Raw genomic sequence first — 23,986 nt, forward strand, 5'->3', positions numbered from 1 at the left:
GAAAAGTGAATAGTGAAGAATCTTTCACTATTCACTTTTTGTTATTCACTTAAAAGTATTCGATTCTCTTCAAAGATTAAAGGTGTTTCAGGAAAATCGGTTTTGGTCAGGCGTTTCATTTCCTCAAAGACTTTATAATTGGGGTCAAGTTCCAAGCCATTGGCTTTGCTTTGTTTGGTAGAGATGACTTTGGCATAGAGGAAATTGCCCTTGCGATCAAGCTTGATATCCAAAAGAGGAGCCATACCATTAGGCCCACTGAGGTTGAAGGTACCATAGGTATTGAAGTTTCCCATACTATAGGCAATGAACTTCTGCTTATATACCTCCACAGCACGCGTTACATGAGGGCCATGGCCTAAAACAATATCGGCACCTGCATCTATAACAGCGTGAGCAAACTTGTATACATTGCCTCGGTTTTCTCCAAAGAAGTATTCATTTTGGCGAGGAACATGGGTATGGCTGGCGCCTTCAGCTCCGCCATGGAAAGAGACGATTACGATGTCGGCCATAGAGCGTAGTTCCTTTACCAAATCGGTGGCTTGCTCCAAATCATTAACTGAAAGCATATTGCTATTGGGAGAAAAAGCACAAAAACCGTACCTGATCCCGTCTTTTTCAAAGACTACTGACTTGTTTTCCACAGGGCCTGCATGATAGATTCCTACTTCATCTAATACACGAGCGGTATTGCGTCTTCCTTTTTCTCCAAAGTCATTGGCATGGTTATTGGCGGTGCTCATCAGGCTAAATCCTGCCTCTTTGAGGATTTTTCCATAGCGGTCAGGCATACGAAAAGCATAACAAGTGCCTGCCTTGGAGTTTTTACATTTTTCAGAATTACCTGAATCTAAAATAGCCCCTTCCAGATTTCCAAAAACAATATCTCCATTTAGAAAAGGCTTGACCTCTTTAAAGCTCTCTAAGGCATCATCTTTTGGGAGGTGCCCAGCAGGAAAGCCTGAACCAATCATCACATCGCCAACAGCTACTATAGAAAGGGTATCTTTGACAGGGGAAAGGGTATCTTTGACGATGGAGACCATCTCCTTAGCAGGGGGAAGCGAATCTTTTACAACGGACAGTGTATCCTTAGTAGGGACTACCTGTCCATAAGAGAAACTGGTGAAAGCCAAAGAAATAGCTACTGAGAAAACATAAGGTATCTTCATAAAATTTATATTTAAAAAAGAGGTAAATCACAGAAAATTTACCTCTTATCATGTAAATAATTATTCGTTTTTATTGGAAAAATCGGGAATGACGTGTAATGTTCATTTCTTTGTCTATTATTTTTCCATTTTCTATAAAATCATAGAGAGATGTGGCTGTATAGGGAGCTAAGAGTGCACCATGAGTACCCAATCCGTTGAGAATAAACAAGTTTTTATACTTTGGGTGTACCCCTACCAAAGGGCGACGATCTTTCACTGTAGGGCGAATGCCTGCCATTTGTCCTGTGATACGATAGGGACAGCTGATCAGTCGTTCGAGCTTCTCTATAAGCGTCTGCCTACCATGAGCAGTAGGGGAGGGGTCTTTGTCGTCATTGTCATAGGTAGTACCTATTTTGAAGGTATTACCGCCTAAAGGAGCGATAAAACCATCGGACTTGAGTACCCCATCCAGTTGTAGGTCATCTGCCTCAAAACTAAGTAGTTCCCCCTTGCTTCCTACCATAGGTAGGTAATTGAAAAAGGGATTATGCACCATACCATAGCCCTCACAGAAGACAACCCGCTTGGCCGAAATACCCTTGTAGCTTACACAATCCTCCTTTATCTGCAAGGCGTCATACTCCAATTTCTCTTGGAAATACACGCCCTCTTTCTGTAATTTTTCTTGATAGGCAGGAATGAGTACACGTGTATTAATCAACCCTGTATGCAGTACTTCTCCTACGCCAAAAGGTGTCTCTACATAAGGGGAGAGACTGCTGCGTACCTCTGTGGAGAGGTATTGGGATAGGATAGGCTTATCGGAGGCCACGAACCAGTTATTCTTTTCCTCCACTGAGGTAAATTTCCTAAATACGCGAGTCTTATAGATGAAAGAGGTGGCTAACTTGCGTTCTATTTCACCAAAGAAAGGAAGCAGTAAGGCCATCTGCTCCTCTACCCTCCACACAGGGGTGAAGCGCTTGAGAATGATAGGATTAAACATGGCTCCCGCTACCGTAGTAACAGGGGTAGGATCATCACTGAAGACCACAAAGGACTTTTGGTATTTTTCCAACAGATGTACCAAGCTACACCCCGCAAAGCCAAAACCTACGATAATATAATCTTTCATTATTGATTTTGGGCTATCAGTTTATTTCCTATTCTTGTGCAATAGATGATATTCCACAAGGCCATCAATAGGTTTGCGGATGACTTTACCTACTTTTAGGCCGTTTTTAACAAATACATCTTTGACTACATCTTGCAAATAGAAAGCGATACTACCTACAAAGTTGATAGGCACTTCATTGCGGGCTTCGTATTGTACTACCCAGTGATCAATAAATAGCTGTACACCTTCTCGGATGATGCGTTGGCAATAAGCATCATTCTTGTTCTCCACTAAAAAGCGAGCAAAAGTAGCCAAGTAGCTATTAGGGTTAGGCAACTTATATAGGTGAGACTTGATCACATCGGAATTAAGCTCATATTCGTGTTCGAATTTGTTTCTTAGGTGTTCGGGCATGATTTTGAAGTAGTAATCCACAATAAGCCTTTTTCCAAAGAAGTTACCACTACATTCGTCCATAAGAGAGTAGCCCAAGGAATCTACTGCTTGGTGTAGTTTTTTTCCGTCCCAGTAGGAACAGTTAGCCCCAGTACCGAGAATACCTACAATGGCTCTTTCTCCATCGGCGGTAGTGGCATGTACTGCCGCATATGTATCTTCTTTTACCACTATAGTTGCATTGGAGAAGAAGCGCTGTAGAATAGCTTGTAGGAATAAGCGAAGGCGCTCTGTCCCACAACCTGCTCCATAGAAAAATACATAGCGAGCACGCTTGCGGTTCTCATTGAGCTGTTCGTTGGTGGTAAGACGCTCCATGGCGATTTCCTCTGTAAGTACCTCAGGATTAAGGCCAAGGGTCTGGGTGCCGAATTCTTTCATTCCTTTTTCGTTTAGTACAGTCCAATCGGCTTTGGTTGCACCACTATCTACTATAAAAATCATAATTTTGAGGTATTAAGTGACTATATTTGAAAAAAAGACGTATGCTTTTAGGAAAATCACACGTCTTTTTTCTCTTCTAAAGATTAAATAGAAGCTACATGTTGAGCTAAATCTACCAATTTGTTAGAGTAGCCAGCTTCATTATCATACCAAGAAACTACCTTGAAGAAGTGGTCGTTAAGTTCGATACCAGCTTTAGCATCATAGATAGAAGTGTTGGTACAACCTACGAAGTCTTGAGATACTACAAGCTCGTCGGTATAAGCTAAGATGTTCTTAAGTTCTCCTTCAGAGGCTTTTTTCATAGCTTCGTTGATTTCCTTAAGAGAAGTAGCTTTTTTAGTCTTTACAGTCAAATCCACTACAGAAACGTCAGCTGTAGGTACGCGGAAGGCCATACCAGTAAGCTTACCGTTAAGTTCAGGGATTACTTTACCTACTGCTTTGGCAGCTCCAGTAGAGGAAGGAATGATGTTGATAAGCGCAGAACGTCCGCCTCTCCAATCCTTTTTAGAAGGACCATCTACAGTAAGCTGAGTAGCAGTAGTGGCGTGTACAGTAGTCATAAGAGCTTCATCTATACCGAAGTTATCATTGATAACCTTAGCAATAGGAGCCAAGCAGTTAGTAGTACAAGAAGCGTTGGATACGATAGTATCGGTAGGTTTTACGCTCTTGTGGTTTACACCCATTACGAACATAGGAGCATCGGCAGATGGGGCAGAGATAACTACCTTCTTAGCTCCAGCGTTAAGGTGTGCTTGTGCTTTTTCCAAAGTAGTGAAGATACCTGTACATTCGAGTACTACATCAGCACCTACTTCATTCCATTTGAGGTTGTTAGGGTCTTTCTCAGCAGTAATGCGAATGGTTTTTCCATCTACTACAAGGTGTCCGTTTTCAGTCTTTACATCCAAAGGGAAAGTACCGTGAACAGAGTCATATTTTAGCAAATAGGCAATGTACTCAACATCTTGTAGATCGTTGATACCTACTACTTCTACATTGGCACGTTTTGAAATAGCTCTAAAAGCCAAACGGCCAATACGTCCGAATCCATTGATTCCAATTTTTAATACTGACATAAAATTTTGTTTTTAAATTATTTGTATAATACTATTATTTGTGTTCGCGTGAGGACAATTTCTTAGAAAGCATATAGATACCCACCACCATCAGGATGAGTCCTGCCATAAGGACATACTGCTCTTGGAAAAATCTATATTCCTTTTTGGACTGTAGGTAGAGCAGTAGTACTCCTATAATCATAAGGGTATAAGCAACTATATTGGTTTTCTTTACTATACTCATGGTTGTCTTTTAAGAGTGAATGCGTAATAATTCCTTTGCCAATTCTATCATTCTAGGGTCTCCAGTGTGCTTGAGTGGCTCATCGGAGAGCTTGACGGTCTTTACCCATTCGTGGTCGGAAGTAAGTACTTCGGTGAGTTTCATTACAATATTCATAGGATGTAGACCTACATCATTGGTAAGGTTGGTACCTATACCGAAAGAAAAACCTATTTTACCACGGCAGTATTTGGTAATGGCTTCGACCTTTTCAGGGGTTAGCCCGTCGGAGAAGATGATATATTTGGAAAGAGGATTGATACCGAATTTCTTATAATGTTCTATGGTTTTGTTGGCAAACTCAATAGGGTCTCCGCTATCGTGGCGTACCCCGTCAAATAGTTTGGCAAACTTGGTATCGAATTGTTTGAAAAAGACGTCGGTTGTGTAAGTGTCAGAGAGGGCAACGCCCAAATCCCCTCTATAGACATCCACCCAGTGCTCTAGGGACATGGCGTTGGACATCTTAAAGCCATATTCAGCGGCATGAAACATAAACCATTCGTGGGCATGAGTTCCAATGGGTTTTACCTGGTACTTCATGGCGAAGTGCACATTGCTTGTCCCTGTGAAGTTATAACGATGGGACTTGGTAAGGGTCTGCATCACCAAATCATGTGTGTGATATGAGTGCCTTCTGCGAGTGCCGAACTCTGCAAAAATGACATCAAGAGCTTCATAATCATGTATCTTGTGGGAAGTATTGGCTATAATCTGATCATCGCTCCAAGCCACAGCTCCTGTGAGCTTGTAGTATAGTTCGCTAATGGTAGCCAGTAAGGGGACTTCCCATAGAATGGTTCTGTACCAGTAGCCTTCTACACTTACTTTAAGCTCTGTTCCTTCTTGGGAGATATGCACCTCCGAAGGGTCATAGCGATAACCTTCTAAAAAGTCAATATAGGCAGGATTCAGATAAGGGCAAGAAGTTTTTAGAAAGTTTTTTTCTTCTTTGGATAACTTGAGTTGTCCCATTTGATTCACCGCCTCTTGCATAGCCTGAGCAAACCCCTCTGGAAATTCGTGCTTCCCACGATTGATAAACTCATAACGTCCCTTGACAGCGGGAAAGAGCTTTACCACGGCACACTGCATAGTGAACTTGTAGAAATCATTATCTAAGATAGAAGTAAATATAGAAGGTATATGTACTGACATGATTATAATATATGTTCTTTTTAAAATCACACAAAGGTAAAAAAAAAAAATCAGAAAACAAAGATATTTTTCAAATTTATTATAAATAATCTATAACTAATTGAAATACAGATAGAAAAGAAATAAATGTTTTTTGCAGATAAAAAAAATCATTTTTTTCTTTGCAGGATAAAAAAAAAGTTATACCTTTGCACCCGAATTCAAGAGAGTTCTTTTGGAGAAATGGCAGAGCGGTCGAATGCGGCGGTCTTGAAAACCGTTGAGGGTAACACCTCCGGGGGTTCGAATCCCTCTTTCTCCGCAATACATTGATTTTTAAGGTTTAGTTAGAAGGCTTGAGGGTACTCCTCAAGCCTTTTTAGTTATTTCTTGTGCCAAGACTCCTTACAAAGAGAGCTAATAAAGAAACACCTCTCCAGAAAAGGAAGAGGTGTTTTCACTGAACTTAAAATTATAAAATTATGTACTATTTAGTTATTGTCCAAAATCGCTTTGATTCTCTTATAGTTAGTCATATCATTAAGAGATAGGTAAATATTGGAAAGGTATTCCAATACAGTTTTGTTAGGATTCTTAGGATTGTTCTTTACATACTCATTCAATACTTCAGCTGCTAAGCGGTAAGAAGTATCTTTGCTGTTTTTAAGCTCATTAAATCTCTTGATGTCGTTGGCTGTATTTCCCAAGGCATTCATCTGATCCACAAGAGCATCTCCTTCGTTAGCATAAGTAGTTGCACAATTCATTGCCGCATTGGCGTTGTCTGGAGCTATCTTGAGGGCTTTTTGGAAATATTTTCTTGCCTCTGCATTGTTACCTCTTTGTAGGTTCATTACCCCAATATTGTATTGTGCATCGGCATTGTCAGGTTGTAGGTCGGTAGCCTCTTTCATAAGAGCTTCGAACTTGTCCATATTGCCCAATTGATAATATACATTAGCCTCTTGCATGATTAGTTCCCCGTCCTTAGGATAGTTTTTGCGCGCAAATTCAAAAGCCTTAATAGCTTCATCCTTTTTTCCTTGATCTACATAGAGGTAAGCGATGTTGCGGATGATTTCACCTCTCTTGGATGGGGTTTTCTCCTGAGTAGGGTTGGAGTAATTCCCCGTTTTCATCTTCATATCGCGTGTAGCCTTATCAGCAGATTTTTCTATTTGGCCTGTTTCTTTGTTCTTAGCAGCATAGAGCGTCTCAGAACCATCATATTTTAGGTCTTTCAGTTCCAAGAAGTAGTTGAGTGCCATTTGGTTTTCCTTGCATTGAGTAGCTGAAACAGCTGCATTGTAGAGGAATAAGGTATCTCTTGGGCTAAGGCGATATACTTGCTCAAAGGCAAGAGCTGCTTCTTTGAAATCATTCTTTTGATAAGAAGCCTGTCCTTTTTCTACGGCGATTCTTGCACCTTCGTTTTTAAGCATATCTAACTCAGAGGAACTTTTTCCCCCTACTTTTTTTGCTTCGGCAAAGGCAGTAGAGGCTTCAGACAAGGAGTTAATCACATCTTTTCCTGCAATGGCTTTTTTGAGTCCTAATTCTCCTTTTAAGAGATAATATTCTGCTGAATATTTTCTATCAGCAAGTGCTACATTTTTTACACTTTCCAATAATGTTTGTGCTTGAGAAAATTCATTCTTCTCAATGGCCTTCTTCACTTCTTTCAATTCCTTCTTTTGAGCAAATGAAACAGCTGAAACAGTGAGTGCTGTTATTAGTAGCATACTTTTTTTCATGGTAATTCAGTTTTATGTTTAACTTATAATTATTTATTCATCAGTAGGGGTAAGTTCCTCATTTTCTCCTTCGGGGAGTTGCTCATCTTCTTTCATCACTTTGGCTACAGCTGCAATAGAGTCGTTACCTTTGATATTGATTAGGCGTACTCCTTGGGTGGCACGCCCCATAACACGGAGATCACTTACAGGCAGGCGAATGGCCATACCTGACTTGTTGATAATCATTAGGTCATCCTCTTCCAGTACGGACTTGATAGCGACCAAGTTGCCCGTTTTTTCAGTTACAGAAATTGTCTTTACTCCCTTACCACCACGGTTAGTGATACGATAAACGGCCTCGCCTGTCTCAGGGTCATCAATGAAAGTACGCTTACCATAACCATTTTCGGAGACTACCAATACGGTTTCCTCCTTAGGATTCTCTATGGTAATCATGCCAATAACCTCATCATTGGCTTCGTCGTCAAAGGAGATACCACGTACTCCTGATCCGCTACGACCTACGGCACGTACTTTCTCTTCAGGGAAACGAATGGCCTTGCCTGATTTCACGGCAAGCATCACTTGGCTATTGCCAGAGGTAAGGCGTGCTTCCAATAGCTCATCGTCTTCCTTGATAGTAATGGCAACAATACCATTCTGTCTTGGACGAGAGTATTGTTCTAAGCAAGTTTTCTTAATTACCCCTTTCTTAGTTGCCATAACTACATAATGGCTATTGATATAGTCTTGTTCCTTGAGATCATGGGTACAGATAACAGCTTTGACAAGGTCATCAGAAGCGATATTGATAAGGTTCTGAATGGCGCGTCCTTTGGTATTCTTACCACCTTCAGGGATTTCATACACTCTGAGCCAGAAGCATTTACCTTTTTCGGTAAAGAAAAGCATATACTGGTGGTTGGTACCCACAAAGAGGTGTTCTATAAAGTCTTTATCACGGGTAGCCGAGGCTTTTTGTCCTACACCACCACGAGCTTGGGTCTTGTATTCATTGACAGAAGTACGCTTGATATAGCCTGCATTGGAGATGGTAATGACTACTTGTTCGTTCGGAATAATATCCTCTATAGAGATATCACCACCTGCATATTCTATTACAGAGCGACGTTCGTCCCCATATTTGGCTTTTATTTCTAAAAGTTCGTCCTTAATAATCTGGGTACGACGTTCCTTGTGAGCAAGGATATCTTCTAAATCTAGAATAACCTCTAACATCTGTTCGTATTCCTCACGGATTTTATCAAGTTCTAAGCCAGTGAGTCGTCCTAAGCGAAGATCTAGTATTGCTTGAGCTTGTAACTCAGAAAGTTCAAATTCCTCAATTAATCCTACTTTAGCTATTGAAGGTTCCTTTGAATTTCGGATGATGTAGATCGCTCTATCTAAGGTATCTTGAGTAGCAATAACTTTCATGAGTCCCTCCAAGATATGGATACGTTCCTTGGCTTTTCTTAGCTCATATTGGGTACGCCTATATACTACATCATGGCGATGTTCTACAAAGTGGTATATTAAGTCCTTGAGGTTCAGTTGTTCAGGGCGACCATTGACTAAGGCGATATTATTCACGCTAAAAGAAGATTGTAGGGCAGTGTGCTTGAAAAGGTTGTTCAATACTACATTAGGAATGGCATCTTTCTTGAGTTCATATACGATACGCATTCCTCCCTTACCTGTCTGATCTACAATGTCGGCCAATCCGTCGAGTTTGCCTTCTTTGACCAAATTGGAGGTTTGTTCACGCATGGTCTCAGGATTTACCTGATAAGGCACTTCGGTAACAACGATATAATCACGGTTATTGATCTCCTCAAAGTGTGTTTTAGCACGTACAATCACGCGTCCGCGTCCAGTCTTAAAGGCCTCACGCACTCCATCATAGCCATAGATGATTCCTCCTGTAGGGAAATCAGGTGCCTTGATATACTCCATGAGTTCATCAATGGTAATATCTTGATTGTCAAGATAAGCAATAGTACCATCTACTACCTCAGCAAGATTGTGAGGTGGCATATTGGTAGCCATACCTACGGCAATCCCTGAAGAACCATTGACTAAAAGGTTAGGAATACGGGTAGGCAATACGGTAGGCTCCTCAAGGGTATCGTCAAAGTTCAGGGTATGATCCACTGTTTCTTTCTCGATATCTATGAGCATATCCTCAGCCATTTTGCGCATTCTCGCCTCAGTATAACGCATAGCGGCAGGAGAATCCCCATCTATAGAACCGAAGTTACCTTGTCCATCTACGAGCATGTAGCGCATATTCCACCATTGTGCCATGCGTACCATGGTATCATATACAGAAGAATCCCCATGTGGGTGGTACTTACCGAGTACTTCCCCGACGATACGAGCGGATTTTTTATGTGTGGTATTGCTACGTACACCGAGTTCATGCATTCCAAAGAGTACACGCCTATGTACAGGCTTGAGTCCATCGCGTACATCAGGCAAGGCCCTAGAGACAATTACCGACATTGAGTAGTCAATGTAGGCAGTCTTCATCTGGTCTTCTATGTTAATAGGAATGAGTTTTTCTCCTTCAACCATTGTAAAGTTACTTTTTATTTCAAGGTGCTAATTTACGACCTTTTTTTGAGATAAGAAAATAAAATTGAAAAAATTAGGCTTAAAATACGTTTTTAACGTTTTGTTGATTGTTAGTGATTAGTTATTCGTGGTTAATTTATGATTGGTATCACAAATCACTGCCTAACGATCTTCTGTTGGGTATTGAGGGCAAATTGTTCTAAGAGTACTTCTTTGTCATCACCCAAGAAATCGAAGCTGTTGGGCTGAGCATGGCGTACGGTGTATAAGATTACTCCCTCTATACAACTCACCTTGAAGCGTTTGCTTAGGTCTTCCAATAGCTGTGAGAGATTGTTATACTTGTCCTCTATACAAAGATTGAAGCTTATGGCTGAGTTCTGCAGTAGGCTTACTTTGATTTGATAAGTAGCCAAAAGATTGAAAATGAAGCTGATATTCTCTTCGGCAATAAAGGAAAAATCCAAGGAAGAGAGTGATAATAGGTGCTGATTTTGCTTGCGTATGTAGCAAGGAATCTTTGGTGATAATTCCTTGACATCGCACACGGAACTTCCTGCTTCATTTGGGTTCAGGAAAGAACGTACATTTAGCGGGATATTCATCTTTTGGAGGGGTTGTAGGGTCTTGGGGTGAATCACCGAAGCCCCATAGAAAGCCAGTTCTATAGCCTCTTGGTACGGGATCTTTTCAAGTAGCTGGGTGTCAGTGAAATATCTCGGATCGGCATTGAGTACGCCTGCTACGTCTTTCCAGATAGTAACATTCTCAGCCTCAAGACAGTAGGCGAAGATAGCCGCAGAGTAGTCGGAACCTTCTCTACCTAGGGTAGTGGTAAAGTAGTTCGGGTCGCTGCCTATGAAGCCTTGAGTGATGTACATAAGGGAGGGGTTGATATTCTCGGTAATATTGCGCTTGGTCTCCTCCCAATCTACTTCCCCTTCTCGGTAGTTGCTATTGGTTTTCACTAAGTTACGTGCATCAAGCCAAGTGTTACGTATCCCTCTATCATTGAGGTAATGGCTAATAATATGAGTGGAGATAAGTTCCCCGAAACTCACTATTTGGTCATAGACAAAACTATGTTTGGGTGATTTGTTGCGTTCTAAGAAAGAGGAAATTTCCCCAAAAAGCCCATCTATTTTCCAATAAATAGGGTGATTTTTATTCTCAAAGAGTTCTCCAATGATTTGGTAATGGAAGTCCTTTACCTTTTGGAGGCTTTCGTCTAAAGCATTTTTATTTTCATTGAAATAATTGGTCACCACTTCTTCTAGGGCATTAGTTGTCTTTCCCATAGCAGAGATTACGATAAGGATATCTCGGTGGGTAGTATTTTCAAGGATAGAGGCCACATTGCGTACGCTTTGAGCGTCTTTGACGGAGGCACCTCCGAATTTGTAGATTTGCATAAAGGAATTCGTTAGGATTATGAGATTAAAAAAGCTATCTTCACAAAGACAGCTTTTTTAAATATGAAAAAATCAATTAAACATTCTCATTGAGCATCGTTGGCATCACAAGCATATAGATTTTCTCCCCTTCGTCCAATCCGTCGGCTGGGGTGAGGATACCAGGGCGATTGGAGTATGACATCTCAAGAAGGATATCGTCGGAGGATAGGTTACTGAGCATCTCCATGAAGAACTTAGAGTTAAACCCTATTTCCATGTCATCACCTTCGTAGTTACAAGGAATGGTTTCATTAGCCCTATTGTTGTATTCTATATCTTCGGCAAAGATTTGTAGGGAGTTACCTGTAATTTTCACACGCATCTGGTGGGTTGCTTTGCTGGCAAAGTTGGAAATACGCTTGGTAGAGTTGAGCAATAGCGTACGATTGACAATCAGTTTATTAGGATTTTCCCTAGGAATAACCGCTTCGTAGTTGGGGTAAGTCCCGTCAATAAGGCGGCATACATAATCCAATTGGTCAAAGGAGAACTTAGCATTGCTTTGGTTATACTCTATAGTTACCTCAGTTTCGCTTCCAGCGAGAATCCCTTTGAGCAGGTTTAGTGGTTTCTTAGGGATGACAAATGAGGATGGTTCTGCGGATTTGATATCTTGGCGCTCATATTTTACTAATTTATGGGCGTCAGTAGCAGCAAAGATAAGCGCCTCTTCGGTAAAGTTGAAGAAAACCCCATTCATAATAGGGCGTAAGTCATCATTTCCTGTAGCGAAGAAGGTACTCTGTATAGCAGTAGCTAGGATATGCCCTTTGAGAGTTATATGATTAGCATTTTCTATTTCTACTACAGTGGGGAACTCTTGGCTATCTAAGTAGGCAAGGGTATATTTACCATTGTTAGACACAATATCTATCGTATTGTTGTCATTGATGATGAAAGTAAGCGCTTGTTCGGTAAAGGTTTTGAGCGTGTCAATCAAAATCTTATAAGGGACAACTATACTTGCCGTATCGGTACTTTCTACTTCTATGACACCTTTGATTGTAGTTTCTAAGTCAGAGGCCGATACGATTAGTTTATTTTCAGATAATTCAAAAAGGAAATTCTCCAAGATAGGCATGGTGTTGTTGCTATTGATTACACCTCCTATAATTTGGAGCTTTTTCAATAAATACGAACTAGATACGATAAATCTCATGATATGCTTTTATGCGTTTAAAATATGTGCAAAGGTATTCCAAAAAAGGGAAACTATAAAATTTTTGACTTAATATTAAGAAAATCGCTTTTTATACCAGAATCTTACTCCTAAGCCTAATAGAGTGAGAGTAAGTAGAGGCACGATAAAAGCAATTGATTTCCAATAAGTTGCTTCTTTTTCTAATATTTTCTTGTCCAAGAAGGCCAAAGAGACTTTCTTATTGCGTAGGCTTAGGAAAGCAGTGTCATCTAGGAGGTAATTGACGCAGTTCTGCAAGAAAGCCTTGTTGTCAAAATATTGGTTTGTCCATTTGTCATACCCCAGCTCTGTAGGTACTCCCTGCTGAATATCATTGCGGATGATATCCCCATCGGAGATAACAATCATTTTGTTAGGTACGCTTTGGTCTTTGTCCTCAAGCTCAGCAATGGGCTTTACTCTATTCTTGAAGGCAGAGGTAAAACTGCCCTCTAGGAGTACAGCCACTGGGAAATTTCCTTTTTCATAACCCTCAGTCGTTTTCTCTGGAAAGTCGAGAATGATTTCCCTAGGGGTTCCTTCTGTCTTGGAAAGGGGAGAGGAGGTGAGCAAAATAGACTTTTTGATGCCATTGCTTAGTGTATCTATGCTACTGACGAACTGTAGGCGGATACCGTCCAAGTTCTTGTTGATCATATGGTTATTAGCCGAAAGGATCATAGGGGAATATACCCAAGGGATAGGGGTGTATTGGGTTTGGCTACCACTGCCCTGAGCCACTACAATTTGGGTAAAGTACCAATCGTTGATAAGATCATAGTTCAGGCGTACTCCGTATTTGAAGAGCATATCTGTCAGGTTGAGGTTTAGGGGCATGGCCATAGTACGCCCTTGCTGGCGGAAGAGTTCCTCTAAGGAAGCTGCCACAGGGTCTAAAAGCCACAACACCCGCCCTCCGTTCATGATATATTGGTCAAGGACTTGTTTCTGCTCATCGGTAAAGGGTATGGTGGGTTTGGCTATGATACATAGTTGAAATTCAGAGAGCTGCTTGAGTGTCTTCTCTGGAGCGGTAGCTACCGAGTCTAGGACAAAGGGCGCTAAGTGGTAGTATTGCTGTTCCAAGCGCAAGAAGTCTGCAATCTGAATATCAGCTAAGGTACCATTGCTTCTGATAACAGCTATATTTTTCTGTTTCTCTAAAAAGAGCTTATAGAGCGCATCGGAGAAGGCATACTCCAAGTTTTGTACAGAGAATTGTATTTTTTCCTGTGAGGAAGCACCCAATTTGTTGCGCAATAAGGGAACTCTCTCTTGCTTGTCTCCCTTGGTGATAATAGCCCAAGGAATAATATATTCCTCGGAAGTCGTCGCTCCAGTGGAGGAAGTAATCATAAGAGGGGTAAAACCTTCCGCACTTAGGGCTTGTAGTTGACTATCTACATCCTTGCCCTGTAAAGGGTTGACAAATTCAAAATGAATATGCTTATTGGCTGCCTTGTATTCCTCCAATAGCTGTAGGGTCTCGGTCTGTAAACGCTTGTACTCAGCGGGGATGTTTCCTTTGAGTAATACCTTGATATCTATAGGAGCTTTCACCTTAGATAGAAGTTGCAAGGTAGTAGGGGAGAGGGTATAGCGCTTGTCCGAGGTGAGGTCAAATCGCTTATATAGTAGTTGACTCACTCCTATAATCCCTCCCAAAAGGAGTAGTAATAGACAAATGGAGAAAAGAGGTTTCTTTATGGATTTCATTTTTTTTTCAGTCTGCAAAGAAAGTTGGGTTAAGTATAAGAAAAAGAAAATAAAGCAGGAGAAATAGACTATATTTCTCGTGTCAATCACCCCACGGCTGATGTCTTCAAAATGTACCTTGAAGCCAAAGGAGAAAAGTGAATTGGGGGTAAAGAGACCTATGAGCTCGTCCAATCCGAAGAATAGGAAAAAGTTCAGAAAAGTAGCGATAACAAAGGCAATAATCTGGTTCTGACTCATAGCCGAAGCAAACATGCCTACCGCTACAAAGGTAGCCCCCAGTAAGAAAAGCGCTATATAAGAGCCTATGGTACTGGCCATATCTATATTTCCCTTAGGAGCGCCTAATTGCCATACCATATATATATACGCCTGAAAAAGCCAACAAAATCAGTAGAATGGCAAGTACTGACAGATACTTAGCAAGCACTATACGCCATACAGAGATAGGGTAGGTAAAGAGCAAAGGCAACATACCACTACGCTTCTCCTCGGAAATAATACGCATGGTAAGGGCAGGGACGAGAAAGACAAAGATCCATGCCGAGAGCAGAAAGAAGGGCTGCAAGGACGCAAAACCCGTTTGGAAGATGTTGTATTCCCCTGATAGAACCCATAGGAATAGGCCACTGAAGAGCATAAAAGCACCAATGACCACATAGCCTATAGCTGAGGTAAAGAAATAACGAATTTCTTTTTTGAACAAAGCATTCATGCTATGATTGAGCTAATAAAATTTGGGTCAAAATTACAATTATTTTTTCACTCAGACAAAAAATAGTTTTGAATTTTGAATTACTGACCATTAACCGCAGATAAAAATTTGGCATAATTATTGCTGTAGAGAGAGTATTTATTATTACAGAAATGAGAAGAATATTTTTATTTGTTGTTGCTCTTATGGCTTCTCTCACTCAAGCACAGAATGCCACTAAGGCTAAAGCTCTTTTGGATGAAGTGTATAAAAAAGTAACATCCTACAACAATATTTATATAGACTTTCGCTATTCCTTTGAGAATGCCAAAGAGCGTATCAAGCAGGATACCAGAGGTGATGTAACCCTTAGTGGACAGAAGTATCTGCTTAATTATATGGGAGTTACCAAAATCTTTGATGGTAAAAAAATATATACTATAGTTCCTGAGAATGAGGAGGTAACTATAGAGGATACCGAAAACAAAGACGACCAAATGATCAAGCCGTCCGAGATGCTGACTTTCTACAAAAAAGATTTTTCTTACAAATGGGATATTGTACAGCAAGTGAAAGGTCGTAAAATACAATATATAGAACTCAAACCTACCAAACCCGCTTCTGATATTAAGCTTATTTTGCTCGGTATAGATACCACTACCAAGCATATCTATAACCTTATACAAGTGGGTAAGAATGAGGCGAAAACAACCATTACGATCAACGAATTTAAAACTAACCAACCCCTAAGTGGTAACGAGTTTCTCTTTAACGAGAGCAAATACAAGAAATTAGGATATTACATTAACAAATAATCACTTAGGCAAGGCAAATCCCCTTTTATGAAAATACTGGATCGTTATATATTATCGCGTTTTATCTACAATTTCATAGCCTCTCTCTTTATCATCACACTGATTTTTGTCTTTCAAACCATTTGGCTTTATATAGATGAGTTGGTGGGCAAGGGACTGAGTATATTTGTGGTGATAAAGTTTATAGCCCTTATGCTGCCCAATCTCATTCCGCTGATTCTACCCCTTACGGTGGTGTTATCGTCTATAATGACCTTAGGAGCTTTGGGAGAGAGCTATGAGTTGGCAGCTATGAAAGCGTCGGGAGTGTCTTTGCTCAAGGCCTCTCGTACGCTTATTGTCTTTATGATACTGCTCAGTATTGGGGTTTTCTTCACCTTTAACAACCTACAACCTTGGTCTAATAGGAAGGTGGTAGCCCTCAGAGCAAGTATTAGAAATAAGCAACCAGCACTGGCCATAAGTCAAGGGATATTCAATAATGTACAGGATTTTTCAATAAAAGTAGGTAGAAAAACAGGGGAAAACGGAGAGTTTCTCCATGATATAGTAATTCATAAACTCAATGCTTATAAGCAAAACCGCACTGTCATAAAAGCCAAAAACGGAACTCTCTCAGGACATAAGAAGGGTTCAGATATTCTACAGTTGGTACTCAAGGATGGGGCTTACTACGAAGATGTGGATAATGACAATGCCAATTATCCCTTCGTGAAAGCAAAGTTCCAAACTCATATCCTTAATATAGATATTAGTTCACTTAATGAGGATATCAATTATAATGAGAATGCAGAAAAGGATTATTATAGAACAATGAATATCAGCCAATTATCCTATACTTTGGATTCTATAGTAGGGGATTATAGGCAGGAGTTGAAGGACTTTGGAGAGAACTTCTACAGGCGTACTGGGGTGAGTTATCTCTCTGATAAACAGACAGATCAGCAGCCTTCCTCTGGGGAAAAGGTCAAGAGTGCCACAGAACTACTTGACCGATATAAGGAAAAAGATGAGCATACCCAGATATATAGCCTAGCCAAAGATAATATTTCTTCCCTGATCAATAATATAGATAACAACAAGGAGAATATGGAGTACCAGCAGAAGCTAATCAATGTCTATCGCTTGACCCTAAGTGACAAGATTGCGCTGGCCATTACCTGCTTTGTACTCTTTTTTGTGGCGGCTCCCTTAGGGGCTGTAATCCGTAAGGGGGGGGTAGGTATGCCTTTGGTGGTAGCTATAGGATTGTTCTTGGCTTATTATTTTTCTGGACTATTAACTAAGAATATGGCAACCAATGGGAATATAAACCCCTATGTAGCTCCTTGGATTCCTACCTTTTTCCTATTACCCTTAGGGGTTTATCTTACTATCTTTGTCAATGAAGATAAGTCGGTAGGGAACTTTGGTGAACTGGTTTATAGAATAAAAAAACGCTTCTCAAAGAAAATAAAATCGTAATCAGATGTTGGATTTGTTAGGACGCTCGCTCTTGGATTACCAAAAGGGAGACCGATCGGACGATGTACATGTAGAGACAAATATTTCAGAGCGGGAAATTCTCTTCCGCTCTCACTTCTTTCGTTCTTTCTCCCAAATGATTCCTTTGGAACAATTAGCACTTACCATGGCTCAGGGAAGGGTATTGGACGTAGGGGCAGGGACAGGCTCACATGTCCTATATCTACAAGAAAAGGGATTGGACGTGGTGGCACTTGATATATCTGCTTCTGCTGTTGAGGTATGTAAACTCAGGGGCGTGAAGCAAGCTGTATGTGCCGATGTGCTGGACTATAATGGCAAGTTTGACACTATTCTTATGCTAATGAATGGTATAGGAGTTTGTCAGAAACTGTCAAAGATTGACCTTTATTTACAAAAACTAAAATCGCTTCTTACACCTACTGGGCAGATCTTGGCTACATCTACCGATATTATTTATATGTTTGACCAAGATGAAGATGGGGGTTATATTGTGCCCATTGCCGAAGATGCTGATTATTATGGTGAACTTACTTATACCATAAGCTACAAGGGAAAGAAAGATTCCTTCCCTTGGCTCTTTTTGGATTATAATACCTTGCAAAATGCGGCCTATCACAATGGTCTTAGCTGTGAATTACAACAGGAGGGGGATGCCTTTAACTACTTGGCTAAGTTACAGATAGACCAGTGAGGAATTATTGCTTTACTTTTTTGCTTCCCTCATAGATGGTGTAATTGACCAAACGGCTCTCTAACTTACCGTTGAAGAGTTTTATCTTGCGAGAAGGGCGCAACCCTACCGACTTAAGGGCTTCAAGGTTGGAAGTAATGAACCATGCCTGGGTGTTGGTATATCCCCTCTTGAGTGTATCGCCTATTTGCTGGTAGAACACTTGTGGGTTGATTTCCAATCGCTCTCCATAAGGAGGATTAAATACCATAAAGAGAGGTTTGTCGTTTTCCTTCTTGGACTTGAAGAAATCCTGTTGGCGAATGGTGATATATTCGCTAAGTTGAGCATTTTTTACATTTTCCTTAGCTTTCATCACCGCCGATGGTGCCTTGTCATAGCCATATAGCTGGTGGGAAAACTCTTTCGCTTTGCCCAGAGAACTATCAAAGATAGTTTCAAACAAATCTACATCATAATCAGCCCATTTCTCAAAGGCAAATTCCTTGCGATGGAGAGAGGCAGGGATATTACAAGCAATCATAGCAGCCTCTATTAGGAAGGTACCACTCCCACACATGGGGTCTAAGAAATCACTTTGCCCTTCCCAACCACTCAGTAGCAAGATCCCTGCGGCAAGTACTTCGTTGATAGGAGCTATATTGGTTTGGGTACGATAGCCCCTATGGTGCAACGATTCCCCAGAGGTATCCAAAGAAACGATGACCTTATTGTCTTTCTGAATATGTATAAACAGCTGAATGTCAGGGTGTAGTGTGTCTATATTAGGACGTTTGCCCTCTTGAGCACGAAACTTATCCACTATAGCATCTTTGGCTCTTAGGGCCATGTACTGGGTATGGTTAAAGAGGTCAGTTGTCAGAGTTACCTCTATAGCAAAGGTTTGCGCAGCAGAGAATAGCCGACTCCAATCATACTGATAGAGTTTTTGGTAATAGTCCTTCTCATTGCGTACCTCAAAAGAGTAGATAGGCTTGAGAATCTTCAGGGCTGTGCGTAGGGATAAGTTGGCCTTGTACATAAAGCCTTTATCGCCAGAGAAAGAGACACTTCGTACGCCTTTTTTCACATTCATAGCGCCTAAGGTACGTAGTTCTTTTTCTAAAATATCTTCAAAACCAAAAAAGGTTTTGGCCACCATCGGGAAATTTTCCATATAATGAGGAAATAAATTAATTCGTGATTATCGCTTGAAAACAGGTAAGGTATAATAAGCACCTACTGCTATGCTGTGTAACTGTTCATCAGGCAACTTCAGGGCTTCGGTATAGGTGATATGGTTACCTACATAAGCCACATAGAAGCGCAAATCTTGACTGACAAAGGGGGCATATTGCCCTGCAAGGAAATAAACATAGCTCGTTCTTAGCTGTTCATTGAGGGTATTCCTACTGCCAGTGGTCTCTATCCCTAACTTGGCAGAGAGACTCCAGCGCTCATCAATCTGATAGTCATAGCGGGAGACCGCACACTTATATACGATGTTCTTGCGCATAACAAAAGCTCCTTCCGAAAGACCGTCATACATACTTAGCAGCCTTGAGGAGGTAAGCCCGAAGTCAGCCCCCATATGGGAATACACCAAGTCCAAATAAGCGGTATGCTTACCTGCTTGTAGCTTGTTACCTAAAGAAACAGAATGGGTGTAGTATCCTTGGGCAAACTGGGCTAAGTTATACGAATACTTAGTCCTGAACATACCATCAAAGAAAATACCATTCCAATACAGATAACCGCCTATAGGCGCCTTAGAGGCTGTATAGTTATCAGTAACAAAGTGGTTACTCTCCAAGTGTTTAGCAAAAGACTGATTTACTGTATTGTGCAGCTGTACCCCTACTATGTGCTGGGGATTGAGCTGGTAAGAGAGTTGTGCTCCTGCCAAAAAGACATTGGTATATACTCCATTGAGGTAATCCGTAAAAATATATTCGTATAGCGGATTGATATCCTGTTCAAAGGACCCCATTACCGAAAGCTGTTTGCCTAAAGTGGTTGCCCATTGTCTTTTTGCGCCAAAGCGATAGGTGATATAGGCATAGTCCAAAGCAGCAGCCCCATTGTCCTGAGTGGTAGTAGCAAAGGGCTTATTCATACGAAAGCGTACCCTATAGGAGAGCGCTTTGTTGTAATCCCCTTGAATATTGATACGCGCATTATCTATCTGAAAATGAGAGGAAGAGAGAGCCTCTTGGCTATGAATATCCGAAAGGAACCCTCCTCTGAAATAGAATTCTACTTTCAGTTTTTCAGCTGAAAGTGGCTCTGTAAGTGTATCTTTCTGTGCAAAAATAAAATTCTGTACTAAAATACTTAGCGTAATGACTAATTTTATTTTTCCTGACATGATGAATTTATTTTATTTTTCTCGCGGTAAAGTTACTGATTTTTTCAAAACTGGCAAAGTATAAGCAGCTCCTAAGGCTACTCTATGAAATTGCTCATAAGGCATATTGAGTGCCTCAGCATAATTAACTGTATTGCCTATATAGGCTCCATAGAAGCGGAAATCCTGTGTCTTAAAGGGTTCATATTGTACGGCAAGGAAATAACTGTAATTTTGGCGGAAGTGCTCACTTATCTTGTTTTTGCTTCCTGCAAGCTCCACTGCCAATTTGGCAGAAACACTCCAATAATCATCTATTTGGTATTCGTAACGAGAGATGACTCCTTTATATACTATGTTCTTATACATAAGTTTGTCGGACTGCCCTTCATACTGGTTGAGTATCTTGGAGGCTACTAAGGCATAGTCAGCCCCCATATGGGAATACATCAGGTCTATGTAGGCCGAGTGTTTTCCTAAGGTAAGCTGATGACCTAGCGATACGGTATGGGTATAATAGTCTTGGGCAAACTGCGATACATTGTAAGAGTAATTAGTATGTAATGCTCCATCAAAAAAGGAGCCTGTCCAATACGCATATCCTCCGATAGGAGCTCTAGAAGCCACATAATCTCCAGCAACAAAGCCATTGTTCTGCAAGTGGTCAGCGAAGTTGGCATTGAGTGTATTATGCCCCTGTAGTCCTACCTTATGGCGCTCATTGATGGCATAACCTACTTGAAGTACCCCAAGGAAGGGATTGACGATATAAGCCAAATAATCCCCATAGATATACTCATACAAGGGGTGAATATCTATCTCATAGGAGCCTATCATAGCATAGGCCTTACCTAATCTCAAGTCCCATTGGCGATCTTTACCAAAGCGATAAGTAAGAAAAGCCATGTCTAAGGCTACCGATGCATTGTCCTGGGAAGTGGGTGTAAAGGGACGATTTAAGCGAAAACGTACATTGTAGGATAAGTCCTTGTTGTAGTTTCCATACATATAAATTCTCGCATCCTCTAGGCGGAAAGCGGCTGAAGTAGGGGTAAGTCTTGTCTTATCCGCAGCAAAACTACTATTGAAATAGAATTCAATATTGGCCGATTGTGCCGAATGAGGAGACAAAAGGGTGTCCTTCTCTATGGAGAAATGCGTTTCTCCAAAGGCGTTCTCTGTCATTAGAACAAGTAATAAGAGGATAATGATCTTTTTCATATATGTTTTTTCTGCAAAAATAAGAATTTATTTTTAATATTTACTAAAGAAAAACGTGTATTTTTAAAAATACAATTTAATTACGACAATAATGTCCTTTTTAACATTAAATGTATTGCATAAAAAAACGATGTAAATATAAAAAAGTAACTAAGGGGCTAAAATGCCTATGCAGTGATGAATAGCTACTCACCACTGCATAGGGACATTCTCCTTAAAAATTAAAAAAATGAAACCAAAAATTATAGCTTAATCGTAAGTACGGGTTTTTCAGAGTGATTTACAATGTCCTCACTGATACTGCCATTGAAGATGTGCATAAGTGCACTTTGCTTGGCTGGGAACATACAGATAAGATCACTCTGATGGTCTTCTGTAAAGTGGATAATACCTTCTTCAATAGAGAAATCACTATACATATGGATATTGTGAGAGAGTATTTCCTTATGTTCTTTAGAGAAATTATCTATCAGTACCTTTATCTCCCTGCTGGAATTGAAGTGATAAGGAGTATTGATATATACAAAGTCTATCTTGGCATCCAAAATATTGGCAAAAGCTACTGCTTTTTGGAAGGCTTCTACATATTTCTGAGAGAAATCACAGGCAAAAATAAGTTTTTTTACCTTGGAAATATCCGTTTTGTCTTTGATGACCAAAACAGGTACAGAGGAAGTACGTACAATCTTTTCAGCATTGGAACCTAAGAAGAGTTCTTTAGAGCCTGTAGCTCCTGTAGATCCCATCACGATAAAGTCTACCGATTCACTTTCAAGTAGGTTCTTTACTGCATAGGTAAGAGCGGTAGTCTCTACCACAGTTTTTACGGTAAGACCTTTCTCTTTTAACTCCTCGGAGAGTTTCTTTACATTAAGGCCAGCCTCACGCATGAAGAAAAGTTCTTCAGGGAGTGCCGAAGTGGATTCTGTAACAAAGCGTCTAGGCAGTTCTACACAGTGTAACAATAGAATGGTAGCCCCATTTTTCTTTGCTAAATCTACGGCTACTTCTACTGCATAATTAGAATGTTCTGAGAAATCGACAGGTACAAGAATATTTTTCATGGTAATTGAAGATTATATGTTAGACAATATTTTTGTTTTTCTACGCTGTAAAATTACGTTTTTTCAAAATAATAAACAAACTTTGTCTGTGAAAAATTTTTAAAAAATAGAAAAACAAACATTAAAATAGATGAAAATAAAGGGGAGCTATTCACAAACTCTCTTAATTTTACTATTGTACAGTTTTTAATATGTATTTTTGCACAAGATTTAATCAGGGGACAATTTTTCGTCTACCATCTAATTTTTTAGAATAGTGTTAGATTTTTTATATCCTATAGAAGATTTTTTTGTTCAAAAGAAATATATTTCCCAAACCATTGGAGGAAAAATAAAAAAACATACCCGAAAAGAGGGCTTGCCAGACCTTTCAGGGGTACAAGTGGCTATTTTCTCACTCTCTAATAGCGAAAATATCCTGAAAAACTCATTTAGAGATGCTTTTTATAGCCTTTATTATGGTAATTGGGATATTGTTTTGGCTGATTTAGGAAATATCCCCGAAGGAACTACCCAAGAGGATACTTTTGTAGCTATAAGAGAAGTAACAGCTCACTTGCTCAAGCAAGGGATTATACCTATACTCTTGGCTGAAGGGGTGGAGAATACCTATGCACTCTATCGCTCCTTCGATACTATGGAGCAAATGGTAAATCTTGCTTGTGTGAATGCGCTCTTTGGCTTTTCCGATGAGTATGAGATTTTTGCTGAGGATAGCTATATGAGCCGTATTCTAATGGAAACGCCTACACAGCTGAACCATTTTACCAATATTGGTTACCAAACTTATTATAACCCTCAGGAATCTATTGACTTACTTCAAAAGATGTTCTTTGAAAGCTACCGATTGGGCGAGATTACCAGCTATATGGAGCAGGTGGAACCTATTTTGCGCAATACGGACCTAGTGAGTATTGATATGACCTCGGTGCAAGCCTCTGATACCGATATGCCTAAGGGGTTCGTCAATGGATTTACCGCCAGAGAGATCTGTACCATAAGCCGCTATGCGGGGCTTAGTTCACAAACCTCTGTATTGGGTATTTTCAATCCGCCTGTCTCCGAACGAGGAAAGATGCTAGTAGGGGAGGTGCTTTGGTACTTTATAGAGGGTATCAACTATCGTATCAAAGAGTTTCCTTCTATTGAGGATAAAAATTATACCAAACATATAGTACTCTTAGAGGATTTCACCATAGAGTTCTATAAGAGCAATCGTACAGGACGCTGGTGGATTCTCCCTAGTGAGTCTTCCAAAGGAGCCTTTATGCTACCTTGTACTGAACGAGATTACCAAAAAGCTCTTGAAGGGGAAATCCCTTTGCGCTGGTGGAACCTCCATCAGAGATCTCTGAACTAA

General features: G+C 40.4%; 19 protein-coding genes, 1 tRNA gene and 1 pseudogene. 5 read left to right on the plus strand and 16 right to left on the minus strand.

Annotation, left to right across the window (positions count from 1 at the left end; all coding sequences use genetic code 11):
* Positions 1–41: 41 nt before the first annotated feature.
* The 6 genes from HMPREF9331_RS01925 to pncB all read right to left on the minus strand — a co-directional run bounded on the left by HMPREF9331_RS01925 (position 42) and on the right by pncB (position 5,685).
* Positions 42–1,175 carry a CapA family protein gene (locus tag HMPREF9331_RS01925; protein ID WP_016419487.1) on the minus strand — a complete coding sequence of 378 codons (1,134 nt, stop codon included), beginning with the start codon at positions 1,173–1,175 and terminating at the stop codon, positions 42–44.
* 70 nt (positions 1,176–1,245) lie between these two features.
* Positions 1,246–2,295, minus strand: coding sequence for an NAD(P)/FAD-dependent oxidoreductase (locus HMPREF9331_RS01930; protein WP_016419488.1), 1,050 nt, complete (start codon positions 2,293–2,295; stop codon positions 1,246–1,248).
* Positions 2,296–2,316: 21 nt separating this feature from the next.
* Entirely contained in the window at positions 2,317–3,177 is an 861-nt protein-coding gene (locus HMPREF9331_RS01935) for a hypothetical protein (RefSeq protein WP_016419489.1), read from the minus strand.
* Positions 3,178–3,260: 83 nt separating this feature from the next.
* Complete coding sequence (gene gap / locus HMPREF9331_RS01940; protein ID WP_016419490.1) at positions 3,261–4,262, minus strand: type I glyceraldehyde-3-phosphate dehydrogenase; 1,002 nt, start codon at positions 4,260–4,262, stop codon at positions 3,261–3,263.
* Positions 4,263–4,296: 34 nt separating this feature from the next.
* Positions 4,297–4,488 (minus strand): hypothetical protein, encoded by a 192-nt coding sequence (locus HMPREF9331_RS01945; protein ID WP_009641380.1) that lies wholly within the window; start codon positions 4,486–4,488, stop codon positions 4,297–4,299.
* A gap of 9 nt (positions 4,489–4,497) precedes the next feature.
* Positions 4,498–5,685: a nicotinate phosphoribosyltransferase gene (gene pncB / locus HMPREF9331_RS01950; protein ID WP_016419491.1), complete on the minus strand. Its 1,188-nt coding sequence runs from the start codon at positions 5,683–5,685 to the stop codon at positions 4,498–4,500.
* 216 nt (positions 5,686–5,901) lie between these two features.
* Here pncB and HMPREF9331_RS01955 point away from each other — a divergent pair.
* A tRNA-Ser gene (locus HMPREF9331_RS01955) sits at positions 5,902–5,986 on the plus strand.
* Positions 5,987–6,155: 169 nt separating this feature from the next.
* Here the strand turns inward: HMPREF9331_RS01955 and HMPREF9331_RS01960 are convergent.
* The 6 genes and pseudogenes from HMPREF9331_RS01960 to HMPREF9331_RS13485 form a co-directional block, all read right to left on the minus strand.
* Positions 6,156–7,418 carry a tetratricopeptide repeat protein gene (locus HMPREF9331_RS01960; RefSeq protein ID WP_009641355.1) on the minus strand — a complete coding sequence of 421 codons (1,263 nt, stop codon included), beginning with the start codon at positions 7,416–7,418 and terminating at the stop codon, positions 6,156–6,158.
* A gap of 33 nt (positions 7,419–7,451) precedes the next feature.
* Positions 7,452–9,977: a DNA gyrase subunit A gene (gene gyrA, locus HMPREF9331_RS01965; protein WP_016419492.1), complete on the minus strand. Its 2,526-nt coding sequence runs from the start codon at positions 9,975–9,977 to the stop codon at positions 7,452–7,454.
* Positions 9,978–10,132: 155 nt separating this feature from the next.
* Positions 10,133–11,389, minus strand: coding sequence for an aspartate kinase (locus tag HMPREF9331_RS01970; protein WP_016419493.1), 1,257 nt, complete (start codon positions 11,387–11,389; stop codon positions 10,133–10,135).
* A 76-nt stretch (positions 11,390–11,465) separates the two neighbouring features.
* Complete coding sequence (gene dnaN / locus HMPREF9331_RS01975; protein ID WP_009641372.1) at positions 11,466–12,590, minus strand: DNA polymerase III subunit beta; 1,125 nt, start codon at positions 12,588–12,590, stop codon at positions 11,466–11,468.
* A gap of 75 nt (positions 12,591–12,665) precedes the next feature.
* Positions 12,666–14,327: a gliding motility-associated ABC transporter substrate-binding protein GldG gene (gene gldG / locus HMPREF9331_RS01980; RefSeq protein ID WP_040356983.1), complete on the minus strand. Its 1,662-nt coding sequence runs from the start codon at positions 14,325–14,327 to the stop codon at positions 12,666–12,668.
* Positions 14,328–15,042, minus strand: a pseudogene (locus tag HMPREF9331_RS13485) (ABC transporter permease); the annotation flags it as partial.
* Positions 15,043–15,194: 152 nt separating this feature from the next.
* Between HMPREF9331_RS13485 and lolA1 the strand changes: the two are divergent.
* From lolA1 to HMPREF9331_RS02000, 3 genes are read left to right on the plus strand one after another with little or no spacing between them, the layout of a single operon-like run.
* Positions 15,195–15,836: an outer membrane lipoprotein periplasmic chaperone LolA1 gene (lolA1, locus tag HMPREF9331_RS01990; RefSeq protein WP_009641425.1), complete on the plus strand. Its 642-nt coding sequence runs from the start codon at positions 15,195–15,197 to the stop codon at positions 15,834–15,836.
* 27 nt (positions 15,837–15,863) lie between these two features.
* Positions 15,864–17,300: an LptF/LptG family permease gene (locus HMPREF9331_RS01995; RefSeq protein ID WP_016419497.1), complete on the plus strand. Its 1,437-nt coding sequence runs from the start codon at positions 15,864–15,866 to the stop codon at positions 17,298–17,300.
* 4 nt (positions 17,301–17,304) lie between these two features.
* Positions 17,305–18,015: a class I SAM-dependent methyltransferase gene (locus HMPREF9331_RS02000; RefSeq protein ID WP_016419498.1), complete on the plus strand. Its 711-nt coding sequence runs from the start codon at positions 17,305–17,307 to the stop codon at positions 18,013–18,015.
* Positions 18,016–18,019: 4 nt separating this feature from the next.
* On the opposite strand, the gene HMPREF9331_RS02005 is transcribed toward HMPREF9331_RS02000, so the two are convergent.
* The 4 genes from HMPREF9331_RS02005 to HMPREF9331_RS02020 all read right to left on the minus strand — a co-directional run bounded on the left by HMPREF9331_RS02005 (position 18,020) and on the right by HMPREF9331_RS02020 (position 22,626).
* Positions 18,020–19,171, minus strand: a complete 1,152-nt coding sequence (locus HMPREF9331_RS02005; protein ID WP_172539818.1) for a THUMP domain-containing class I SAM-dependent RNA methyltransferase — start codon at positions 19,169–19,171, stop codon at positions 18,020–18,022.
* Between the two features lie 27 nt (positions 19,172–19,198).
* Positions 19,199–20,362, minus strand: a complete 1,164-nt coding sequence (locus tag HMPREF9331_RS02010) for a porin (RefSeq protein WP_016419500.1) — start codon at positions 20,360–20,362, stop codon at positions 19,199–19,201.
* A 12-nt stretch (positions 20,363–20,374) separates the two neighbouring features.
* Positions 20,375–21,562 carry a porin gene (locus tag HMPREF9331_RS02015; protein ID WP_016419501.1) on the minus strand — a complete coding sequence of 396 codons (1,188 nt, stop codon included), beginning with the start codon at positions 21,560–21,562 and terminating at the stop codon, positions 20,375–20,377.
* A 242-nt stretch (positions 21,563–21,804) separates the two neighbouring features.
* Positions 21,805–22,626, minus strand: a complete 822-nt coding sequence (locus HMPREF9331_RS02020; protein ID WP_009641470.1) for a universal stress protein — start codon at positions 22,624–22,626, stop codon at positions 21,805–21,807.
* 256 nt (positions 22,627–22,882) lie between these two features.
* Here HMPREF9331_RS02020 and HMPREF9331_RS02025 point away from each other — a divergent pair, with 256 nt between their 5' ends.
* On the plus strand, positions 22,883–23,986 hold the full coding sequence (locus HMPREF9331_RS02025) for a formimidoylglutamase (protein WP_016419502.1): 1,104 nt from the start codon (positions 22,883–22,885) through the stop codon (positions 23,984–23,986).

Origin of the sequence: Capnocytophaga granulosa ATCC 51502, from assembly GCF_000411115.1 — a bacterium.
GTDB classification, from domain to species: Bacteria; Bacteroidota; Bacteroidia; order Flavobacteriales; family Flavobacteriaceae; genus Capnocytophaga; species Capnocytophaga granulosa.

What these genes read in the sequence shown, in the direction of transcription:
- gldG (WP_040356983.1), bottom strand. Translation starts at nt 14,327, where the DNA reads ATGAAATCCATAAAGAAACCTCTTTTCTCCATTTGTCTATTACTACTC.
- lolA1 (WP_009641425.1), top strand. Translation starts at nt 15,195, where the DNA reads ATGAGAAGAATATTTTTATTTGTTGTTGCTCTTATGGCTTCTCTCACT.
- HMPREF9331_RS01995 (WP_016419497.1), top strand. Translation starts at nt 15,864, where the DNA reads ATGAAAATACTGGATCGTTATATATTATCGCGTTTTATCTACAATTTC.
- HMPREF9331_RS01930 (WP_016419488.1), bottom strand. Translation starts at nt 2,295, where the DNA reads ATGAAAGATTATATTATCGTAGGTTTTGGCTTTGCGGGGTGTAGCTTG.
- HMPREF9331_RS01970 (WP_016419493.1), bottom strand. Translation starts at nt 11,389, where the DNA reads ATGCAAATCTACAAATTCGGAGGTGCCTCCGTCAAAGACGCTCAAAGC.
- dnaN (WP_009641372.1), bottom strand. Translation starts at nt 12,590, where the DNA reads ATGAGATTTATCGTATCTAGTTCGTATTTATTGAAAAAGCTCCAAATT.
- HMPREF9331_RS01945 (WP_009641380.1), bottom strand. Translation starts at nt 4,488, where the DNA reads ATGAGTATAGTAAAGAAAACCAATATAGTTGCTTATACCCTTATGATT.
- HMPREF9331_RS01925 (WP_016419487.1), bottom strand. Translation starts at nt 1,175, where the DNA reads ATGAAGATACCTTATGTTTTCTCAGTAGCTATTTCTTTGGCTTTCACC.
- HMPREF9331_RS02015 (WP_016419501.1), bottom strand. Translation starts at nt 21,562, where the DNA reads ATGAAAAAGATCATTATCCTCTTATTACTTGTTCTAATGACAGAGAAC.
- HMPREF9331_RS02010 (WP_016419500.1), bottom strand. Translation starts at nt 20,362, where the DNA reads ATGTCAGGAAAAATAAAATTAGTCATTACGCTAAGTATTTTAGTACAG.
- HMPREF9331_RS01935 (WP_016419489.1), bottom strand. Translation starts at nt 3,177, where the DNA reads ATGATTTTTATAGTAGATAGTGGTGCAACCAAAGCCGATTGGACTGTA.
- pncB (WP_016419491.1), bottom strand. Translation starts at nt 5,685, where the DNA reads ATGTCAGTACATATACCTTCTATATTTACTTCTATCTTAGATAATGAT.
- HMPREF9331_RS01960 (WP_009641355.1), bottom strand. Translation starts at nt 7,418, where the DNA reads ATGAAAAAAAGTATGCTACTAATAACAGCACTCACTGTTTCAGCTGTT.
- HMPREF9331_RS02005 (WP_172539818.1), bottom strand. Translation starts at nt 19,171, where the DNA reads ATGGAAAATTTCCCGATGGTGGCCAAAACCTTTTTTGGTTTTGAAGAT.
- gyrA (WP_016419492.1), bottom strand. Translation starts at nt 9,977, where the DNA reads ATGGTTGAAGGAGAAAAACTCATTCCTATTAACATAGAAGACCAGATG.
- HMPREF9331_RS02000 (WP_016419498.1), top strand. Translation starts at nt 17,305, where the DNA reads ATGTTGGATTTGTTAGGACGCTCGCTCTTGGATTACCAAAAGGGAGAC.
- HMPREF9331_RS02020 (WP_009641470.1), bottom strand. Translation starts at nt 22,626, where the DNA reads ATGAAAAATATTCTTGTACCTGTCGATTTCTCAGAACATTCTAATTAT.
- gap (WP_016419490.1), bottom strand. Translation starts at nt 4,262, where the DNA reads ATGTCAGTATTAAAAATTGGAATCAATGGATTCGGACGTATTGGCCGT.